Source organism: Actinomycetospora corticicola (assembly GCF_013409505.1).
GTDB lineage: Bacteria > Actinomycetota > Actinomycetes > Mycobacteriales > Pseudonocardiaceae > Actinomycetospora > Actinomycetospora corticicola.
The window spans coordinates 5,337,141-5,355,075 of record NZ_JACCBN010000001.1 but is presented as its reverse complement, the minus strand read 5'-3'; the positions used below and the strand labels follow the sequence as shown (position 1 = coordinate 5,355,075).

17 protein-coding genes are annotated in these 17,935 nt (G+C 74.3%); 1 reads left to right on the top strand and 16 read right to left on the bottom strand.

Going from position 1 to position 17,935, the window contains the following annotated elements:
* Positions 1-55: 55 nt before the first annotated feature.
* The 7 genes from BJ983_RS26055 to BJ983_RS26025 all read right to left on the bottom strand — a co-directional run bounded on the left by BJ983_RS26055 (position 56) and on the right by BJ983_RS26025 (position 7,404).
* On the bottom strand, positions 56-526 hold the full coding sequence (locus BJ983_RS26055; protein ID WP_179796475.1) for a DUF3180 domain-containing protein: 471 nt from the start codon (positions 524-526) through the stop codon (positions 56-58).
* Positions 526-1,119 (bottom strand): 2-amino-4-hydroxy-6-hydroxymethyldihydropteridine diphosphokinase, encoded by a 594-nt coding sequence (folK, locus tag BJ983_RS26050; protein WP_179796474.1) that lies wholly within the window; start codon positions 1,117-1,119, stop codon positions 526-528. The genes BJ983_RS26055 and folK overlap by 1 nt, the downstream gene beginning before the upstream one ends.
* Entirely contained in the window at positions 1,116-1,523 is a 408-nt protein-coding gene (gene folB / locus BJ983_RS26045) for a dihydroneopterin aldolase (RefSeq protein ID WP_179796473.1), read from the bottom strand. The genes folK and folB overlap by 4 nt, the downstream gene beginning before the upstream one ends.
* Positions 1,520-2,341: a dihydropteroate synthase gene (folP, locus tag BJ983_RS26040; RefSeq protein WP_179796472.1), complete on the bottom strand. Its 822-nt coding sequence runs from the start codon at positions 2,339-2,341 to the stop codon at positions 1,520-1,522. Before folP ends, folB begins: the two co-directional genes overlap by 4 nt.
* A 53-nt stretch (positions 2,342-2,394) precedes the next feature.
* On the bottom strand, positions 2,395-3,042 hold the full coding sequence (gene folE / locus BJ983_RS26035) for a GTP cyclohydrolase I FolE (protein ID WP_179796471.1): 648 nt from the start codon (positions 3,040-3,042) through the stop codon (positions 2,395-2,397).
* Between the two features lie 73 nt (positions 3,043-3,115).
* Positions 3,116-5,704: an ATP-dependent zinc metalloprotease FtsH gene (gene ftsH, locus BJ983_RS26030; RefSeq protein WP_179796470.1), complete on the bottom strand. Its 2,589-nt coding sequence runs from the start codon at positions 5,702-5,704 to the stop codon at positions 3,116-3,118.
* A 134-nt stretch (positions 5,705-5,838) separates the two neighbouring features.
* On the bottom strand, positions 5,839-7,404 hold the full coding sequence (locus BJ983_RS26025) for a helicase HerA-like domain-containing protein (protein WP_179796469.1): 1,566 nt from the start codon (positions 7,402-7,404) through the stop codon (positions 5,839-5,841).
* A gap of 276 nt (positions 7,405-7,680) precedes the next feature.
* On the opposite strand from BJ983_RS26025, the gene BJ983_RS26020 reads away from it, so the two are divergent.
* Complete coding sequence (locus BJ983_RS26020) at positions 7,681-8,292, top strand: Clp protease N-terminal domain-containing protein (protein WP_179796468.1); 612 nt, start codon at positions 7,681-7,683, stop codon at positions 8,290-8,292.
* Between the two features lie 22 nt (positions 8,293-8,314).
* Here the strand turns inward: BJ983_RS26020 and BJ983_RS26015 are convergent, their stop codons facing one another.
* The 9 genes from BJ983_RS26015 to dacB form a co-directional block, all read right to left on the bottom strand.
* Positions 8,315-9,424 (bottom strand): glycosyltransferase, encoded by a 1,110-nt coding sequence (locus BJ983_RS26015; RefSeq protein WP_179796467.1) that lies wholly within the window; start codon positions 9,422-9,424, stop codon positions 8,315-8,317.
* A gap of 2 nt (positions 9,425-9,426) precedes the next feature.
* Positions 9,427-9,978 carry a hypothetical protein gene (locus tag BJ983_RS26010; RefSeq protein WP_179796466.1) on the bottom strand — a complete coding sequence of 184 codons (552 nt, stop codon included), beginning with the start codon at positions 9,976-9,978 and terminating at the stop codon, positions 9,427-9,429.
* Positions 9,979-9,997: 19 nt separating this feature from the next.
* Positions 9,998-11,218 (bottom strand): ABC transporter permease, encoded by a 1,221-nt coding sequence (locus BJ983_RS26005; RefSeq protein ID WP_179796465.1) that lies wholly within the window; start codon positions 11,216-11,218, stop codon positions 9,998-10,000.
* Entirely contained in the window at positions 11,215-11,904 is a 690-nt protein-coding gene (locus BJ983_RS26000) for an ABC transporter ATP-binding protein (protein WP_179798265.1), read from the bottom strand. Before BJ983_RS26000 ends, BJ983_RS26005 begins: the two co-directional genes overlap by 4 nt.
* Positions 11,905-11,933: 29 nt before the next feature.
* Entirely contained in the window at positions 11,934-13,547 is a 1,614-nt protein-coding gene (locus tag BJ983_RS25995; protein ID WP_179796464.1) for an efflux RND transporter periplasmic adaptor subunit, read from the bottom strand.
* 93 nt (positions 13,548-13,640) lie between these two features.
* Positions 13,641-14,195, bottom strand: coding sequence for a hypoxanthine phosphoribosyltransferase (gene hpt, locus BJ983_RS25990; RefSeq protein WP_179796463.1), 555 nt, complete (start codon positions 14,193-14,195; stop codon positions 13,641-13,643).
* A gap of 21 nt (positions 14,196-14,216) precedes the next feature.
* Positions 14,217-15,182, bottom strand: coding sequence for a tRNA lysidine(34) synthetase TilS (tilS, locus tag BJ983_RS25985; RefSeq protein ID WP_179796462.1), 966 nt, complete (start codon positions 15,180-15,182; stop codon positions 14,217-14,219).
* Positions 15,179-16,246: a zinc-dependent metalloprotease gene (locus BJ983_RS25980; protein ID WP_179796461.1), complete on the bottom strand. Its 1,068-nt coding sequence runs from the start codon at positions 16,244-16,246 to the stop codon at positions 15,179-15,181. The genes tilS and BJ983_RS25980 overlap by 4 nt, the downstream gene beginning before the upstream one ends.
* A gap of 164 nt (positions 16,247-16,410) precedes the next feature.
* On the bottom strand, positions 16,411-17,922 hold the full coding sequence (gene dacB, locus BJ983_RS25975; RefSeq protein WP_179796460.1) for a D-alanyl-D-alanine carboxypeptidase/D-alanyl-D-alanine endopeptidase: 1,512 nt from the start codon (positions 17,920-17,922) through the stop codon (positions 16,411-16,413).
* Between the last annotated feature and the right edge of the window lie 13 nt (positions 17,923-17,935).

The window sequence follows — 17,935 nt, the reverse complement described above, 5'->3', positions numbered from 1 at the left end:
CGAACTGTACCGACCGTGCCCGCACGACCACGGTGTGGGCCGATGACCGACCTGGTCAGCGACGGTCCTCCGGGATGCGCGACTCCGGGTCCTCCGGCGTGCGGCAGCACCACTCCAGCGCCAGCGCCGCGCCGACGAGCACGGCGGCACCGACGATCCCGATCACTGCGGCCGTCGTGTCCGACGCCGCGGCGGCGAACTCGGACCGCCGGGGCAGCACGTGCGCGAGCACCCCGCACCACGCGCCGCCGACCAGGGACCCGGCGAGCGCCGAGGCCTTGGCCAGCGCGACGGCGCGGGCCGCGGCGAGCGCGTCCACCGGGCGGGCGCCGGGACGGCGCTGGATCCGGCGGTACAGCACGATCGCGATCCCGCCCTCGACGAGGCCGAGCACCAGGAACGTCAGGCCCGCGGGCGCCGGCAGCGGCGGGATCGAGCCGTAGAGCAGCCCGAGCGCGAGCTTCGTGGCGAGCCCCGCCGCGACCGCGATGACGAGCAGGACCGAGGGGCTGGTGCGCGTGGTCATCAGCGCGTCTCCGGTCCTCCGGGTCGAGCTCCGCTCCGCTGCGTCTCCGGTCCTCCGGGTCGAGCTCCGCTCCGCTGCGTCTCCGGTCCTCCGGTGTCCGGGACGACCCCGGCACGCTCGTCGTCGGGCAGCGCCGCGAGCAGGTCGGCGATCCGGCCGTGGTCCGGGACCTCGTCGTCCGGGGCGATCTCCGCCCACGGCACGAGGACGAAGGCCCGCTCCTGCAGGCGCGGGTGGGGCAGGAGCAGCTCGGGATCGGTACTGGTCACGGGCTCGCCGTCGGCGTCGGTGACCAGCAGGACGTCCACGTCGAGCGTGCGTGGACCCCAGCGGACGGCACCTTCGCCGCGGTCGCGGTCGCGGGCCTGCTCCGCGGAGCGGGCGCGGTCGAGCCACTCCCACGGGCCCGCCTGCGGGTCCTCCACGGTGACCACGAGGTTGAGGAAGTCGTCCTGGTCGACCCCGCCCCACGGGGCGGTGCGGTAGACCGAGGAGACCGCCCGCGTCCAGGGCGCGAGTCCCGCGAGGCCGGCCGCGAGGTGGGCGCGCCGGTCGCCGAGGTTCGAACCCAGCGACAGCACCGCCCGGGTCACCGGCTCTCCGGACGAATCGGACCACCGGGGTCGAGCTCCGCTCCGCTGCGTCTCCGTCGGATGCGGACCGCCACGTCGTCGAACGGCCGCTCGATGGGGGCCTGCGGCTTGTGCAGGGTGACCTCGACCTCGGACACCCGCGGATCGTCGAGGACCACCGCGGCGACGTCGGCCGCCACCGCCTCGATGAGCGACCGCGGCGCGCCCTCGACCACGACCGCCGCCGCCTCGGCGAGCGCGCCGTAGTCCACGGTGTCGGCGAGGTCGTCGCTGTGCCCGGCGGGCGCGAGGTCGACGTGCAGGACGAGGTCGAGGACGAAGTCCTGGCCGTCACGCCGTTCGTGCTCGAACACCCCGTGACGGCCGCGGACCCGTAGGCCGCGCAGCTCGATCGTGTCGGTCACGAGTCGGCCCTCGCGGCCCGGGAGGTACCCCAGTGCCAGGCGGCCGCGACGGCGACGGCGTCGAGCGATGCCCCCACCTCGTGCACCCGTACGCCCCAGGCGCCGGCGTTCGCGGCGAGGGCGGAGACCGCCGCCGTCGCGTGCTCGCGTCCGGCGGGCGGCCGGGGGGTGCCGTCGTCGTCGGCGAGCAGCGCGCCGAGGAACCGCTTGCGGGAGGCGCCGACGAGCACCGGGAAGTCCATCGAGGTGAACACGTCGAGCTTGCGGAGCAGCTGCCAGTTGTGGGCGGCGGTCTTCGCGAAGCCCAGGCCGGGGTCGAGGACGAGACGGGCCGGGTCGACCCCCGCGAGGACCGCCCGGTCGATCTGCTCGATCATCTCGGCGAGCACCTCGCCCACCACGTCCTCGTAGCTGGCGAGGTTCGCCATGCGGTCCGACGGGCCGCGCCAGTGCATGAGCACCCAGCCGCAGCCGGCGTCGGCGACGACCCGCGCCATGAGGGGGTCGGCGAGGCCACCCGAGACGTCGTTGACCAGCTCCGCGCCGGCCTCCAACGCCTTGGCCGCCACCTCCGCGCGGGTCGTGTCGACGCTGACCCGGACGCCGTGGGCGACCAGCTCGGCGACGACGGGCACGACGCGTTCGATCTCGGTGGCGGCGTCCACCCGCTCGGCGCCCGGCCGGGTGGACTCACCCCCGACGTCGACGTAGGTCGCCCCGCGCTCCGCCATCGCGACGCCGTGGGCGACCGCGTCGTCCCGGTTCAGCCACCGACCACCGTCGGAGAAGGAGTCGGGCGTGACGTTGAGGACGCCCATCACCAGACAGTGGTTGGGACGAGGCAGCGCGACGGGTGGCACGGATCGGCGCCTCAGTGCCGGATCAGGCCGAGCGCCTCGGCCCGGGTGCTGGCCGACGACTTGAGGATGCCCCGCACCGCGGACGTCGTGGTGCGCGAGCCCGGCTTGCGGACGCCCCGGGCCGACATGCACTGGTGCTCGGCGTCGATCACCACGAGCACGCCGCGGGCGCCGAGCGTGTGGTCCAGCGCGTCGGCCACCTGCGTGGTGAGCCGCTCCTGCACCTGCGGACGTCGGGCGTAGAGGTCGACCAGGCGGGCGAGCTTCGACAGCCCGGTGACCCGACCGTCGGGACCGGGCAGGTAGGCGACGTGGGCGACGCCGTGGAACGGCAGCAGGTGGTGCTCGCACATCGAGAACAGCGGGATGTCCCGCACGAGGACCAGCTCGTCGTGGTCCTCGGAGAACGTGCGCTTCAGCACCTCGGCCGGGTCGGTCCACAGGCCCGCGAACAGCTCACGGTAGGAGCGCGCCACCCGGGCGGGGGTGTCGCGGAGTCCTTCCCGGTCGGGGTCCTCCCCGATCCCGATGAGCAGCTCGCGGACCGCGGCCTCCACGCGCGCGGCGTCGAACGCCTCGAGCTTCTCCGACGCCGTCCTGGCGCCGTTCCGCCCGTTCTCGTCCTGGACGGGACGCTCCGTCTCCTGGCTGGTGGTCACGTTTCCCTCGCCCGTTTCTCGGGTGCGCGGGTCGGCCCGTGCCTCCACCTCCGGGAGGAGTGGCCGCCGCTGGTCAGCTCTCCGTTCGACCGTCTGAGCGACGGCCGTCCGGATCACCGTACGGGTTCTGCGGGCCCTCGCTCGGCGATGTGAAGGAGGTCCCGCCCGACGGGTCGTGGTCCGGGCCACCGCGGCGGGCGCCCGAGGACGTGCCGTCCTCCGGCGCCGCGTGCTGCCCACCGGTACTCCCCCAGCTCGGCGGCGCCGAGCCCGAGCCGTGCTGCCCGTAGGGACGTGTGTTCGGGTCCCAGGAGGTGCCGCGGGGCGTGGTGCCCGGCGTCCACCCGGGGGGTGCCCCGTAGTTCGGCGGCACCGCCGACGGCGGCTGCGACGAGCCTCCGGTGCGGTAGACGTCGGGAATGCCCCAGCCGGACGTGCCCGGCCCGGTCTGCCGCTCGCCGCCCGGACCGACGGCGGGCGTACCCACCGGCGGCGTGGTCGGCGCGCCCCAGCCGTGGCCGTTCTGCCCCGGGGCGGACTGGCCGTTGCCGGACTGGCCGTTCTGACCCTGACCGTTCTGGCCCTGGCCGTTGCCGGCCTGGCCATTGGTCGTCTGCCCGTGGGCGGTCTGCCCGTTCGGGCCGTGCCCGTTGCTGCCCGCACCGACGCGCGCCGGCTCGCGGCGCTCGTCCTCCGGCGGCCACGGCTCGCCCCGCTCGGTGGCGATCTCGCGGCGCGTCTTGATGGGCGGACGGTCGGAGGGCGTGCGCTCCCCGAAGTCGTTGAACGCCGTGATGCGCGGGCGCTTGGTGACCGAGGCGAAGACCCGCTCCAGGTCCTTGCGCTGCAGCGTCTCGTGCTCGATCAGCTCACCGGTGAGCGCGTCGAGCGCGTCGCGGTGGGTGTTGAGGATCTCCCACGCCTCGGTGTGCGCCGCCTCGATGAGCTTGCGCACCTCCTCGTCGATCTCGTGGGCGACCTCGAGCGAGTAGTCCGACTGCTTGCCCGCGGTACGGCCGAGGAAGGGCTCGCCCTGCTCCTGGCCGTACTTCACGGCGCCGAGCTTCGCGCTCATGCCGTACTCGGTGACCATCGCCCGGGCGATCTTGGTCGCCTGCTCGATGTCCGAGGAGGCACCCGTCGTCGGCTCGTGGAACACGAGTTCCTCGGCGGAGCGGCCACCCATGGCGAACACCAGGCGGGCGATCATCTCCGAGCGGGTCATCAACTCCTTGTCGTCCTCCGGGACGACGAGGGCGTGCCCACCGGTACGACCGCGCGGCAGGATCGTCACCTTGTAGACCGGCTCGATGTCCGGCATCGCCCACGCGGCCAGGGCGTGCCCGGCCTCGTGGTAGGCGGCGACCTTCTTCTCCTGCTCGGAGATGATCCGGCTCTTGCGGGCCGGACCGCCGATCACGCGGTCGACCGACTCCTCCAGCGAGGCTCCGGTGATCTGCTGCTGGTTGAGGCGCGCGGTGAGCAGCGCGGCCTCGTTGAGCACGTTCGCGAGATCGGCGCCGGAGAACCCGACGGTGCGCTTGGCGAGCCCGTCGAGGTCGGCGTCCGGGGCGAGCGGCTTGCCCTTGCCGTGCACGGCGAGGATCTGGCGGCGACCCGCGAGGTCCGGGGCCGCGACGGGGATCTGCCGGTCGAACCGGCCGGGCCGCAGCAGCGCCGGGTCGAGGATGTCGGGCCGGTTGGTGGCCGCGATGAGGATGATCCCGCCGCGGGCGTCGAAGCCGTCCATCTCGACGAGCAGCTGGTTCAGCGTCTGCTCGCGCTCGTCGTGCCCGCCGCCCATGCCGGCGCCGCGGTGGCGGCCGACGGCGTCGATCTCGTCGACGAACACGATGCAGGGTGAGTTCTGCTTGGCCTGCTCGAACAGGTCACGCACGCGGGAGGCACCGACACCGACGAACATCTCGACGAAGTCCGAGCCGGAGATCGTGTAGAAGGGCACGCCCGCCTCGCCGGCCACCGCACGGGCCAGCAGCGTCTTGCCGGTACCGGGCGGGCCGTAGAGCAGGACGCCCTTCGGGATCTTCGCGCCGAGCGCCTGGTAGCGCGTCGGGTTCTGCAGGAAGTCCTTGATCTCGTAGAGCTCCTCGACGGCCTCGTTCGCGCCGGCGACGTCGGCGAAGGTCGTCTTGGGCATGTCCTTGTTGAGCTGCTTGGCCTTGGACTTGCCGAACGACAGGACGCGGTTGCCGCCGCCCTGCGCGTTCATCATCCAGAACAGCAGCACCAGGACGAGGCCCAGCGGGATCAGGTAGATCAGCATCTGGCCGAGCAGGGACTCCTGCGTGACCTGGGTGTCGAAGCCGTTGCGGGCGGGGTTCTCCCGCAGCTCCGTGAAGATCTGGTTCCCGGCGGCGGCCGGGTACTGCGCGTAGATCTGCGTGGTGCGCGTCGGTGCCCCGGATGTGCCGTCCGCGGGCGGGACGTCGACGGGGTTCACCAGCGTCATGCGCAGACGCTGTTCCTTGTCCTCGAGCGTGACCTCGGCGACGTTGCGCTGGTCGATCTGCTGGAGGGCCAGGGACGTCGAGGCCTGGGTGTAACCACGCGTGTCGCTGAAGAACGACGACACGACCAGGTAGACGACGAAGAGCACCACGATCCAGATCAGTGGATTGCGGAGCAGGCGCTTGCGGTCCATGCGGTGGCGGCCGGTGCGGCCTCGACCCTCCCCGGGTTGACTCACTGCCGTCTGTCATTCCAGGGAAGCCCTGATGAGGCCAATGTACCCCGGCCCACCGACACCGACCCGGGCGCGGCGTGACGTGCGCGACCTCAGCGGCGCTTCGCCGTCCCGAACACACCGCGGGTAATCTGCTGCGTCGCCTCGCGGGCGACCGTCCGCACGATCTGCTTGAAGATCGAGCTCTTCATCATCTTCTCGAAGACACCGGGGCCTTCGTCGGCCTCGGGCGGCGGGGCCTGCGGGGGCGCCGGCTGCGGCGGCTGGTCGGCGGGGACCGGCTCGGCCTGTCCCTGCGGTGCCTGCGTCGCCCCGGTCCGCGCCGAGAGGCGCTCGTAGGCCGACTCCCGGTCGAGCGTCTCGCCGTAGCGTGCCCACAGCGGCGAGGCCTTCGCCGCCTCGGTCACCGCCGGCTCCCCGATCGCCGCCATGAGCGAGCGGGGGGCGCGCAGCCGCGTCCACGCCACGGGCGTCGGGGCGCCCCGCTCGGAGAGCACGGTGACGATCGCCTCGCCGATGCCGAGCGAGGTCAGCGACGTCTCGATGTCGTAGACCGTCGACTTCGGATAGGTCCGGGCGGTCCGCGTCAGCGCCTTCTGGTCGTCCGGGGTGAAGGCGCGCAGCGCGTGCTGCACGCGGGCGCCCAGCTGGGAGAGGACGTCGTTGGGGATGTCGGTCGGCAGCTGCGTGCAGAAGAAGACGCCGACGCCCTTGGAGCGGATCAGCTTGACGGTCTGCTCGATGCGGTCCAGGAACGCCTTCGAGGCGTCGGCGAAGAGCAGGTGCGCCTCGTCGAAGAAGAAGACGAGCTTCGGCTTGTCGAGGTCGCCCGCCTCGGGCAGGTCCTCGAACAGTTCCGCGAGCAGCCACATGAGGAAGGTGGAGAACAGCGTCGGGTCGGCCTGCTGGTCGGCGAGCTCGAGGAGCGTCACCACGCCGCGGCCCTCCTCGACGGCGAGCAGGTCGGCCGGGTCGAACTCCGGCTCCCCGAAGAACTCGTCGCCGCCGCGGGCCTCGAGGTTGACCAGCGCCCGCAGGATGACGCCCGCCGTCGCCGTCGAGACACCGCCGATGCCCTTGAGCTCGGCCTTGCCCTCGTCGGAGAGCAGGTGCTGGATCACCGCCCGCAGGTCCTTGGTGTCCAGCAGGGCGAGGCCCTGCTGGTCCGCCCAGTGGAAGATCAGCCCGAGCGTCGACTCCTGCGTCGCGTTCAGGCCGAGGACCTTCGAGAGCAGGATCGGCCCGAAGGCGGTGATCGTCGCGCGGACGGGCACGCCGACACCGGAAGCGCCCAGCGAGAGGAAGCGCACCGGGTACGCGGTCGGCGCCCAGTCGTCGCCGGTCTCCTGCGCGCGCTTGGTCGTCCGGTCGCTCGGCTCGCCGGCGCGGGCCAGCCCGGAGAGGTCACCCTTGACGTCGGCGAGCATCACCGGAACGCCGGCCGCGGAGCACTGCTCGGCGAGGTTCTGCAGGGTCTTGGTCTTGCCGGTACCGGTGGCGCCCGCGACGAGGCCGTGGCGGTTCAGCGTCGCGAACGGGATGCGCACCCGCGCCGCCGGATCGGTGGCCCCGTCGATCACCACCGCCCCGAGTTCGAGTGCGGCCCCGTCCGTGGCGTACCCGGCGGCGATCTGGGTCGCGGCCTCGTTCCCGGTCACGGCGGGGAGAGTAGCCGGTCACGCCCTCCCGTCCGTCCCGACGACGGGGGTGGTGGCGACACGCCGCGCCGCGTCGCGATTCCCACCGATCGGGCGAGCCGACCGGCCAGGAGCGGACGGCCGACGACGAGCCGGACCCGTCGTCCCCCACTCGCTCCCCGCGGCCCGCCTGTACAGCCCGGTCGGGGACCGCGCACGGTGACGCTCGGTCGGAACCGTCACCCTCCCGGCCGAGACACGCTGCGATCACGGCGGTACGCCTGCCACGCTGCGGACATGGCGCTCCCCACCGCCCAGCCCCGGGTCCCCGACCCCGGAGCGACTCCCCGCCGTCAGGTCTCGGCCGAGGTCGCCCGGGTGCTGGACATCGCATGTCACGAGGCCGCCGAGCGCGGCCACCACTGGATCGGCACCGCACACCTGCTGCGGGGCCTCGTCCGGGCCGACGGCCCGGAGGCCGGACTCCTCGCCGCGGCCGGCGTGACCGACCGCGGCAGCGACGCGGCCCTCACCCTCGCGGTGTGGTCCACGACGGGGGAACCCGACCCGTCGGGGCCGCCCGGGCCGCCCGTCGCGAACGCCGCCGTCCGGGAGGTGCTGATCGCCGCCCAGGTGCGCGCGGCCGGGGCCGACCGCGACGTGTCGGTCTCCGACCTGCTCACCGCGCTGCTCCGCCACGGCGGGGACCAGGCCGCGGACATGCTGACCACCCTGGGTGCGGACGCGGAGCGGCTGCTCGACGCCCTCACCGGGCTCGACGCCCTGACCGGGCCGGTGCCGGCGGAGGTCACGACGCGGCGCCCGTCCCCGGTGCGGCGGATCGTGCCCCGCGACCCGGGTGCGCTGCTGTCGACCGCGTGGCGGGCCGAGGAGTCGCGCTCCGCGTAGGTGGCCTTCGGCCAGGTGAGCACTAAGTGGGCCTATGACCCCACTTACTGCTCACCTGCGCCGCGCGCACCAGGTCCTCCGCCGTCCGGGCCGGTGACCCGGCGTCGTCGGGCACCGAGCCCCGCCAGCCGGTCCACGCGCGCCGGGCCGCCTCGAGCCCGGCACGCACGCCCTCGACGTCGGGGGTCACCGTCCAGACCCCGTCGGCCCCCGCCAGCGAGGCCGCCACCCCGGCGGACCCCGACACCACGACCTGCAGGCCCGCCGTCCGGGCCTCGATCGCCGTGAACCCGTAGACCTCCTCGGTCGAGGGCAGGACGAGGGTGTGCGTCTCGGCGAGCACCGCGGCCACCTCCGTCTCGCCGAGGAAGCCGTGGAAGACGACCCGGTCGGTGAGGCCGAGCTCGGTGGCCAGCGCCCGGAGCCGGTCGGCGTCCGCTCCGTCCCCGACGACGTCGAGCCGGGGTGCCCCGTCGAGCGCGGCGAGGGCGGTGAGCAGGACGGCGACGTTCTTCCGGGCGATCAGCTGTCCGACGACGACGAAGCGGTGCTCCCCGCCGGGGTCGCGGCCCGCCCGCAGCTTTCGGGGTCGGCGGGCGAACACGTCGTGGTCGACCGCGTTGACCGTCTCCACCACGCGTTCCGGCGGCACCCCGTCGGCCAGCACCGCCGCCCGCGCGGCCGGCCCCGGCACGACGACCGCGCCCGCCCCGCCGAGGAACCAGCGCCGCACCCGGTCGATCGGCCCCGCGCCCACCCGGCGGCTGTCCAGCGTGCTCTCGGAGAAGACGACGTAGGGCACCCCGCGCCGGCGCGCGACGAGTGCGACCGTGACCGACGCCAGTTGTGCCCACGTCAGCATCACGATCACGTCGGCGTCCAGCACCCGTCGCAGGGAGCCGGGCCGGAGCACGGCCTGGTACGAGTCGAGGCGCCGCAGGGGCCCGACCCGCGGCAGCCGCCACGCCCGCAGCACCTCGGCCGCGTAGCCGGGGTGGGGCCGGAAGGCCATCCGGCGCTCCGGCTCGACGTCGTACAGGAAGACCGCCCGGAACTCGCAACGGCGGGCGAGCTCGCACAGCACCGGCTCGCGGTACGGGGCCTGGACGTCGTCGAACCAGACGAGCCGCACCGCTACCGGCCCGGCAGGTCGACCCGGGTGGCGATGATCTGACCGCGTTGGTCGCGCTCCCCGGTGATCGTGACCTGCTGCCCGGTCCGCACCCCCGCGACCCCCGCCGTCACCGGCGTGGCCACGATCGTCCCGGGCGTGGTCTGCAGCGGGGTGAGCGTGCCGTCGGCGGCACGGATCGTCAGCACCGGGAACCCGCTCGGCGTGAGGTCCACCGACTCCACGGTTCCGAGGACGGGCGCGACCGAGCCGGGTCCGGTGGCCGGCGCGGTCGCGCGGCCGACGAACAGGCCGATCGCGAGGAACACGACCGCACCCAGCACCAGCAGCAGGATCCGGGTCGAGCGGGCCATGCCGGGCCGGCTGAGCCGGTCGCGCAGCGGTACGTCGTCGACCGGCCGGTCGAGGACGCCGACCTGGGTGGGCTGTTCGGACTCCCAGCCCGCGGCCGGTCCCCCGTCGCGGCCCGCGCTCTCGGCGCCGAACGCCGGCTGCGGGCTCGGCGGCAGGATCGGTCCGGTGTCGGAGTTCTCCGACTCCTTCGGCTCGGTCATGGGTGTCCTTCCTCCACTACTACTCACGCCGCAGGGCCTCGATCGGGCGCAGGCGCGACGCCCGGCGGGCGGGGTATCCGCCGAAGAACACCCCGATGGCGACCGACACGGCGACCGCGAGCACGACGGCCGAGGGCACGACGACGGGCTTGAAGTCTCCCAGGGGGATCAGCGTCCCCGCGGTGCCCACCGCGACCCCGAGGAGGCCGCCGAGGACCGACAGGATCACCGACTCCACCAGGAACTGGCCGAGGATCGCGGACGGCGGGGCGCCCAGGGCCTTGCGGATGCCGATCTCGCGGGTCCGTTCGGTGACCGACACGAGCATGATGTTGGTGATCCCGATCCCGCCGACCACCAGCGAGATCGCCGCGATCGCCGCCAGCAGCAGGGAGAACGCCGAGAGCGTCTGGTCCAGCACCTGGGCCAGCTGCCGGGAGCTGATCACCTGGTAGTCCCGGTCGTCGGGGGTGGCGATGCCGTGCCGTCGGTCGAGGATCGAGTTGATCTCCGACTCGGCGGCGGCCTGCGCGTCGGTCGAGCGCGCCCCGACCACGATCTGGGACAGGTTGCCGTAGCCGGTCAGCGAGCTCTGCACCGCGGAGACCGGGGCGAGCACGTTCTGGTCGGGGTTCGCGAGCCCGCCGCCCTGACCGCGCGCCTCGAGCACGCCGATCACCTGGAACGGCACGTTGTCGAGCAGGATCACCTGCCCGAGCGGCGTCGAGTCCACCCCGAACACGTCGTCGGCCACGGTGCGCCCGATCAGCGCGACCTTCCGGGCCGCGTCGAGGTCGGCGGCGTCGTAGGCCCGCCCCGCCGCGATCTTCGTGTTCGAGCCGGGGAAGTAGTCGGGGGTGGAGCCGACCACCGTCGCCGTCGTCGAGTTGCGGCCCGACGCGGCGTTCACCGAGGTCTGCACCACCGGGGCCACGTAGGCGACGTCGGGCGCACCCTGCGGGTCCGCGATCGCGGCGGCGTCCTCGGCGGTCAGCGGACGGGCGGAGGCCCCCGACGTCGAGCCGGCGGACGCCCCCGCCGTGCGCGGGATGACCGTGATGCTGTTGGCGCCGAGCCCCGTGATCTGGCCCTGGATGTACTGCGCGGCCCCGTTGCCCAGCGCGGTCAGCAGGATCACCGCGGCGATGCCGATGATGATCCCGAGCATCGTCAGCAGGGAGCGCAGCCGGTTGGCGAGCAGCCCGGCGACCGCGAAGCGGACGATCTCGACGACGTTCACGTGACGACCTCGCCGACGGCCCGCCGCTGCGCGGCCGGACCGGCCTCGGTGAGCACGCCGTCGGTCACGACGACGACGCGGTCGGCCCGCGCCGCCACCTCGTCGTCGTGGGTGATCAGCACGATCGTCCGGCCGGCGCGGTGCAGGGCGTCGAAGAGGCCCAGGACGTCGGTGGTGCTCGCCGAGTCGAGGTTGCCCGTCGGTTCGTCGGCGAGCAGCAGCGCGGGGGTGGTGACCAGCGCCCGGGCGACCGCGACGCGCTGCTGCTGCCCGCCGGAGAGCTCGTTGGGCCGGTGGTCCTCGCGGCGACCGAGCCCGACCAGGTCCAGGGCGGCCCGCGCCCGCTCCCGGCGCGTCCGGCGGGAGACGCCGGCGTAGACCAGCGGCAGCTCGACGTTGGCCAGCGCGGTCGTGCGCGGGATGAGGTTGAACGACTGGAAGATGAAGCCGATCTGCCGGTTGCGCAGGATCGACTGCTGGCGCTCGTCGAGGTCGGCGACGTCGAGCCCCTCGAGCAGGTAGCGCCCCGAGGTCGGCGCGTCGAGGCAGCCCAGGATGTTGAGCAGCGTCGACTTCCCGGAGCCGGACTGACCGATGACGGCCACGTACTCCCCGCGCCGGACCAGCAGGTTCACCTCGCGCAACGCGTGCACGGCAGTCTCACCGCTGCCGTAGACCTTCGACATCGCCCGCACGTCGAGCACGGGCACGTCGGTCACCGCCCGCCGCCCTGGCCGCTCTGGGAGGTCCCGCCCTGGGTGCGCGGTGGCGGACCGCCCTGACCGAAGACGTTCGGCGTGTTCGGGTCGGGGAGCACCACCAGGTCGCCCATCGCGAGCCCCGACGTCACCTGGGTGACCGTGTCGGAGGACAGCCCCGTCCCGATCTGCCGCTGCTGGGTGGTGCCGTCCGGGGCCAGGACGTTGACCGTCGCCGCGCCCGAGTTCGTCCCGCCGAGCGGCGTCACCGCGACCGACGGCAGGAACAGCACGTTGTTCGCCTGCCGCACGGTGATCGACACGCTCGCCGACATCCCCGGACGCAGTCCCAGCGGCGGCGGTGTGAGGGCGACGGCGGTGCCGTACTGCACGGTGGAGCCCGAGCCGGGCAGGACGTTGACCGTCGACACCGCCCCCGGGATCTTGTCGCCGGGCAGCGCGTTCACCGAGACGGTCACGGGCTGCCCGCCGAGCACGCGGCCCACGTCGAGCTCGGGGATCTGCGCGAGGACCTGCATCGAGGCGAGGTCCGCGATGGTCATGACGGCGGGTGCGGCCGGGGCCGCGGTGACGCTCGCCCCGCCGGTCGCTCCCCCGGCGGCGGCCGCACCCGCGGCGGCCGCTCCGGAGGCGGCCCCCGACGAGGCCGACTGCCCCGACCCGGCGCCGCTGGAGATCGCCGACCCGTCGGGCAGTCGCCCGCCGGCCGGGTTGCCCGTGGCGGTCGAGCTGACCACGATCCCCTGCGGGCCGGCGAGCTGCCCCGCCACGCCGTCGAGGCTCACCACGGTGCCGTCCTGCGGGGCGACGAGGTCGAGGTTCTCGGTCGACTGGAACGCCTGGACGCGATTGGCCTTCGCCGTCGCGAGGGCCTGCTCGGCCTGCCGGACGGCGAGCTCGCCCGGGTCCTCGGAGGTCTGCGCGGTCTGACCGGTCGCGCCGGTCTGGCCCGTTCCAGACGTCGAGCCGGACCCGCCGCCCGGCGTCGGCGTCTGCTGCGCCGCGACGGGACCGACGGCCTCGACGCCCTGCGAGGAGCCGGAGAAGTTCATCGGCAAGAGGCCTGCGGACTTCGGTGCGGTCGAGGAAGGAACCGCTGCAGCAGGAGGCGCGGCGGCCGGAGGGGTCGCCGCCTTCGGGGCTGCCGTCGCGGTCGGCATTACCTGACCACCCTGGCCCGCCGTCGTCCCGGTACCCGTCTGCGTCTGCGTCGACTGCGGGTGGTCCTTGGCGTAGTTGGCGTCGTCGAGCTGCTGCTCGGCCGTGGCGACCTGGGCGTCCGCGGCGTCGAGGTTGGCCTGCGCGTACTCGCCGTCGAGGACGGCCACGGTCTGCCCCTTGGTGACCCGGTCACCCAGGCGCACCCGCACGTCGGAGATCCTGCCGCTGGTCGAGAAGTTGAGCGTCGCGCTGGTGGCGCTCGTGACCGTCCCGGAGGCGCTCACGGTCTCCGCCACCGTGCCGCGGCCCAGCGGGGTCGTGCGCAGCGAGGTGTCCTCGCTCGAGGAGGTCCGGGTGAGCCCGTACACGGTGCCGCCGGCCGCCAGGAGCACGAGCAGGACGACCAGGCCGTTCACGATCCACAGTCGCCGGGATCCACCAGCCGCCATGCGGCGCAGACTAGGACCAGCCGCACCCTCCGTTGCGCCCGGGGGGTGACGATCCGGCAGCGCACTCCCGGCTAGGTGACACGGACGTGACGCTCAGGCGTACACCGACGGGTCGAGGGTGCCGATGTAGGGGAGGTCGCGGTACCGCTCGGCGTAGTCCAGCCCGAACCCGACCACGAACTCGTTCGGGATGTCGAACCCGATGTAGCTGACGTCGACGTCGAGCTTCGCGGCCTCGGGCTTGCGCAGCAGCGTGACCACGTGCAGCGACGCCGGCCCCCGCGACTCGAGATTCTTGCGCAGCCAGGAGAGCGTCAGCCCGGAGTCGATGATGTCCTCGACGATCAGCACGTGGCGCCCGGAGATGTCCCGGTCGAGGTCCTTGAGGATCCGCACGACGCCCGAGGACGACGTGGCCGACCCGTACGAGCTGATCGCCATGAACTCGAGCTGCGTGGGGACCGGGAGGCGGCGGGCCAGGTCGGTCATGAACATGACCGCGCCCTTCAGCACCCCGACGAGCAGCAGGTCCGGCTCGCCCGGACCGGGAGAGCCGTAGTCGGCGGCGATCTGGTCCGCGAGCTCTCCGATCTTCGTCTGGATGTCCTCGGAGCTGATCAGCACGGACGCGATGTCGCCGTCGTACACCTCGAGCGGACCCCTTCGTCGCTACCGTTCGGAACGAGCTCTGCGCAAGGTCAGCCTCCCACGGGAGCGGATCACCTCCAAGCGGCCGGGGAGTGACGGCGGCCCCTGTCCGCGCCAGCGGGCCACCAGACCGTCCACGGCCCGCAGCTGCGCCTCGTCGAAGCCCCGCGCCCCCTGCGCGGCGAGCCACGACCGCAGCACGCGCCGCCGCACCGCCGCCGGCTCCTTCCCGACGACGGGTGCGGCGAGGCCCCCGTCGTCGTCCTCGGCCGCGCGGCGGACGTCCTCGGCGAGGGCGGACAGCGCCGCGTCGTCGTCGGCGAGCTGTGCCGCGGTGCGTGCCAGTGCCGACGCCACACCCCCGGCGAGCACGTCCTCGAGCAGGGGCAGCACCTCGTGGCGCAGCCGGACCCGGGTGTAGCGCGCGTCGGCGTTGTGCGGGTCCTCCCAGGGCTCGAGTCCGGCCTCCGCGCACGCCTGCCGGGTCGTGGCGCGACGGATGCCGAGCAGCGGCCGGCACCACGGCGGGTCCCACGTCGCCATCCCCGCGAGCGACCGAGCACCCGCGCCCCGGCCGAGGCCCAGGAGCACCGTCTCGGCCTGGTCGTCGAGGGTGTGCCCGAGCAGCACGGGCGCCCCGCCGAGCGCGTCGGACGCCTCGCGCAACGCCGCGTACCGCACCCGGCGCGCCTCCCCCTCCGGTCCGTCCGGCCCGGTCCCGACGACGACGGGTCGGACCGCCGCCCGGACCCCGAGGCCGGCGAGCTGCGCGCGGGCCCGCTCGGCCACCGCGCCCGACCCGGCCTGCAGACCGTGGTCCACGACGACGGCGTGCACCTCGTCCCGCACGGCCACCGCGGCCGCGGCGAGCGCCAGCGAGTCCGCCCCGCCGGAGCAGGCGACGACGACCGGCCCCGACCCGGCGTCGGGAAGGGAGTGCCGCAGCGCGCGTCGGACCTCGGCGACCGCGGGCGGCACGCGGCTCATCCGTGAACGCGGTCCATCCAGGCCGTCGGATCGGTGATCTCCGAGCGGCGGGGCAGCGTGTCGGGCGAGGTCCAGACGGCGTTGAAGCCCTCCATGCCGATCGTGCCGACGACCTCGTCGACGAACACGCGGCCCTGCTCGTACTGCTTGACCTTGGCCTGGACGCCGAGCAGCACCCGCAGCAGCCGGTCGATCGGGCCACCGCCGCGCCGGCGCGCGGAGAAGCGGCCGCGGATGGTCGACACCGACGGGATCACGGCGGGCCCGACCTCGTCCATGACGTGCTCCGCGTGCCCCTCGAGCAGGGTGGTCAGCGCGAGCAACCGGTCGAGGACCGCGCCCTGCTCGGGGCCCTGGAGGAGCTCGAGCATCGAGACGTCGCTGCGGGACCGGATGGCCTTCGTGATCTCGGGGAGCCGGTCGAGGGCCGCGGTCACCCCGCTCTCCATCCCGGAGGCGAAGGTGGTGACCTCGTCGCGGAAGTGGTCGCGCAGCCACGGGACGGCGGTGAACTGGAGCCGGTGGGTGGCCTCGTGCACGCACACCCAGAGGGCGAAGTCCTCGGCGTCGACCTCGAGCGCCTGGCGGGCGGCCGTGACGTTGGGGGCGACGAGCAGCAGGTGACCCGCGTTCGCGGGGCCGGCGAAGGGGTCGTACTGACCGAGCACCTTCGTCGAGAGGAACGCGAGCAACGTGCCCATCTGCGCGCCCGCGACGGTCGAGGTGACGCCCGCGGCGGCCCGGGTCAGCAGGCCGGGCGAGGTCCGCGCGGCGGTGGGGAGCCGGACCTCGGAGGTCAACGTGCGGATGCCCTCGACGCCGGAGGCGATCCAGCCGGGACGGTCGACGACGGCGGCGGCGGGGATGGCGTGGCCGGCGCCGAGGCCGGTGAGCTCGCGGACGTGGCCCTCGCCGATCCGCGCGCCCTCGCTCAGCCGCGCGACCTCGGCGGCGGCCTCGGCCCGGTCCACGGCGGGTCCGGGCGGCACGAGGCGGGAGCCGGTGGCGACGGCGAGGTCCCAGCGCACGGGCAGTCCGGTCGCGGGGCGCTCGGTGACGGTCACGTGCTCCACCGTACGGATTCCGGTCGGCCCCGATGACAGCGAAGCGTCGTTGCCCTCATCGGGTGACGGCAACGACGCTTCCCTGCCAGGTGGACGGCGGGCGGCCGATGTCAGCCGTGGCCCACTGCTGACATCGGACGTCAGCCGTGTGCCACCGCTGACGCTCAGCGACAGCCGCATCCGCGCAACGCCGTGGCGAGCGCGTCGAGGCGCGGACGGGCACCGACCGGATCGGGACCGTTGGACATGAAGGCGAACACGAGCAGGCGCCCGTCGGTGTCCGAGACGACGCCCGCGAGCGCGTTGGTGCCCGTCAACGTGCCCGTCTTCGCCCGGACCCAGCCCCGGCCGTCGGCGTTGGTCGACCCGGCGGTGTAGCGGTCGACCAGAGTGCCGGTGCCCGCGGCGATCGGCAGGCCGTCGAGGATCGGGCGCAGCGTGGCGGTGCGGGGGTCCGTCGTGGTGGGGGCCGCCGCCGGGGCGAGGACCGACGCCAGCGTTGCGGCCGGGATGCGGTTCTCGGTCGACAGCCCGGAGGCGTCGGAGGTGGTCACCCCGGTCGTGTCGATCCCGTTCGCGGCCAGGACGCGCCGGATCGACGTGGTCGCCCCCTCGAAGGACGCGGGCGCGTTCTCCCGGATCGCGACCTCCCGCCCGAGCGCCTCGGCCAGGAGGTTGTCCGAGTTGGTCATCGCCGTGTGGACCAGCTCGGTGAGCGGCGGGGACTCCACCCGCCCGAGCACGGCCGCGCCGGCGGGAGCCGTGCCGTCGCGCACGGTGACCCGGCCGCCGAGGCGCTCGCCGAGCGCGGCCCCGGCGTCCTGGGCGGGGGTCTCGGAGCGGGCGCCGTCGAGCGCGGTGGGGTCGAGCCGGGCGCCGTCGAGCATCAGCGGTCCCATCGGCGCGAGGTTGCCTCCGGCGATGTCGACCGGGTCCCAGCCGGGCGCCAGCAGGGGCCCGGAGTAGCGGGAGGTGTCGACGTACACCGTCGCGAGCGGCTGTCCGCCGCGCGCGGCCCGGACCTGCGCGACGAGGTCGTCGAGGTGCGCGGCGCCCGGGTAGACCGACTCCCGGCCGTCGGGCAGGGACGACAGGGACACGTCGCCGCCGCCGACGAGCACCACCGAGTCGGGCGTCGGACCCGCCGTCACGGTGGTCGCGAGGCGCGTCTCGGGGTCCAGCGAGAGCAGGGCCGCGGCCGCGGTCAGCAGCTTCGTGGACGAGGCGGGCACCTGCGGCTCGGACGGGTTACGGCTCCAGAGCGGGGTCTGCGGGGAGGCGGGGTCGAGCACGACGCCGGTCAGGTCCCCGAGCCCGGCGGTGCGACCGTCGAGCGCGGCGGCGACGCCGGCGGGGGTCGGGGTGGGCGCGGACGCCGGGAGAGCGGCGAGCTGCGGGCTGAACACCACGGGAGCGGGCGGGTCGACGGCGGCCGACACCGGCAGGCCCAGGGTGCGGGCGAGGGTCGGCGCGGTGAGCACGGCCGCCGTGCCGAGCCCGCCCAGCAGGGCCAGGACGACCAGCACGACGAGCGCGCGGGTGAGGATCCGCCGCGAGCGCGGGACCTCGGCGCGATGGCTGGTGGGCCGCTCCCCCGCCCGGCCCTCGGACCGCTGGTCGACCTCGCTCGCCGTCAGGAGTGCCTCCCCCGTCGATGCCGGTGCGACCTGCCCCACGCACGTCCGTGGC

Coding starts and splice junctions, on each gene's coding strand:
- BJ983_RS26055 (WP_179796475.1), bottom strand. CDS start 526: ATGACCACGCGCACCAGCCCCTCGGTCCTGCTCGTCATCGCGGTCGCG.
- folP (WP_179796472.1), bottom strand. CDS start 2,341: ATGGGCGTCCTCAACGTCACGCCCGACTCCTTCTCCGACGGTGGTCGG.
- ftsH (WP_179796470.1), bottom strand. CDS start 5,704: ATGGACCGCAAGCGCCTGCTCCGCAATCCACTGATCTGGATCGTGGTG.
- BJ983_RS26020 (WP_179796468.1), top strand. CDS start 7,681: ATGGCGCTCCCCACCGCCCAGCCCCGGGTCCCCGACCCCGGAGCGACT.
- BJ983_RS26010 (WP_179796466.1), bottom strand. CDS start 9,978: ATGACCGAGCCGAAGGAGTCGGAGAACTCCGACACCGGACCGATCCTG.
- BJ983_RS26000 (WP_179798265.1), bottom strand. CDS start 11,904: ATGTCGAAGGTCTACGGCAGCGGTGAGACTGCCGTGCACGCGTTGCGC.
- BJ983_RS25995 (WP_179796464.1), bottom strand. CDS start 13,547: ATGGCGGCTGGTGGATCCCGGCGACTGTGGATCGTGAACGGCCTGGTC.
- tilS (WP_179796462.1), bottom strand. CDS start 15,182: ATGAGCCGCGTGCCGCCCGCGGTCGCCGAGGTCCGACGCGCGCTGCGG.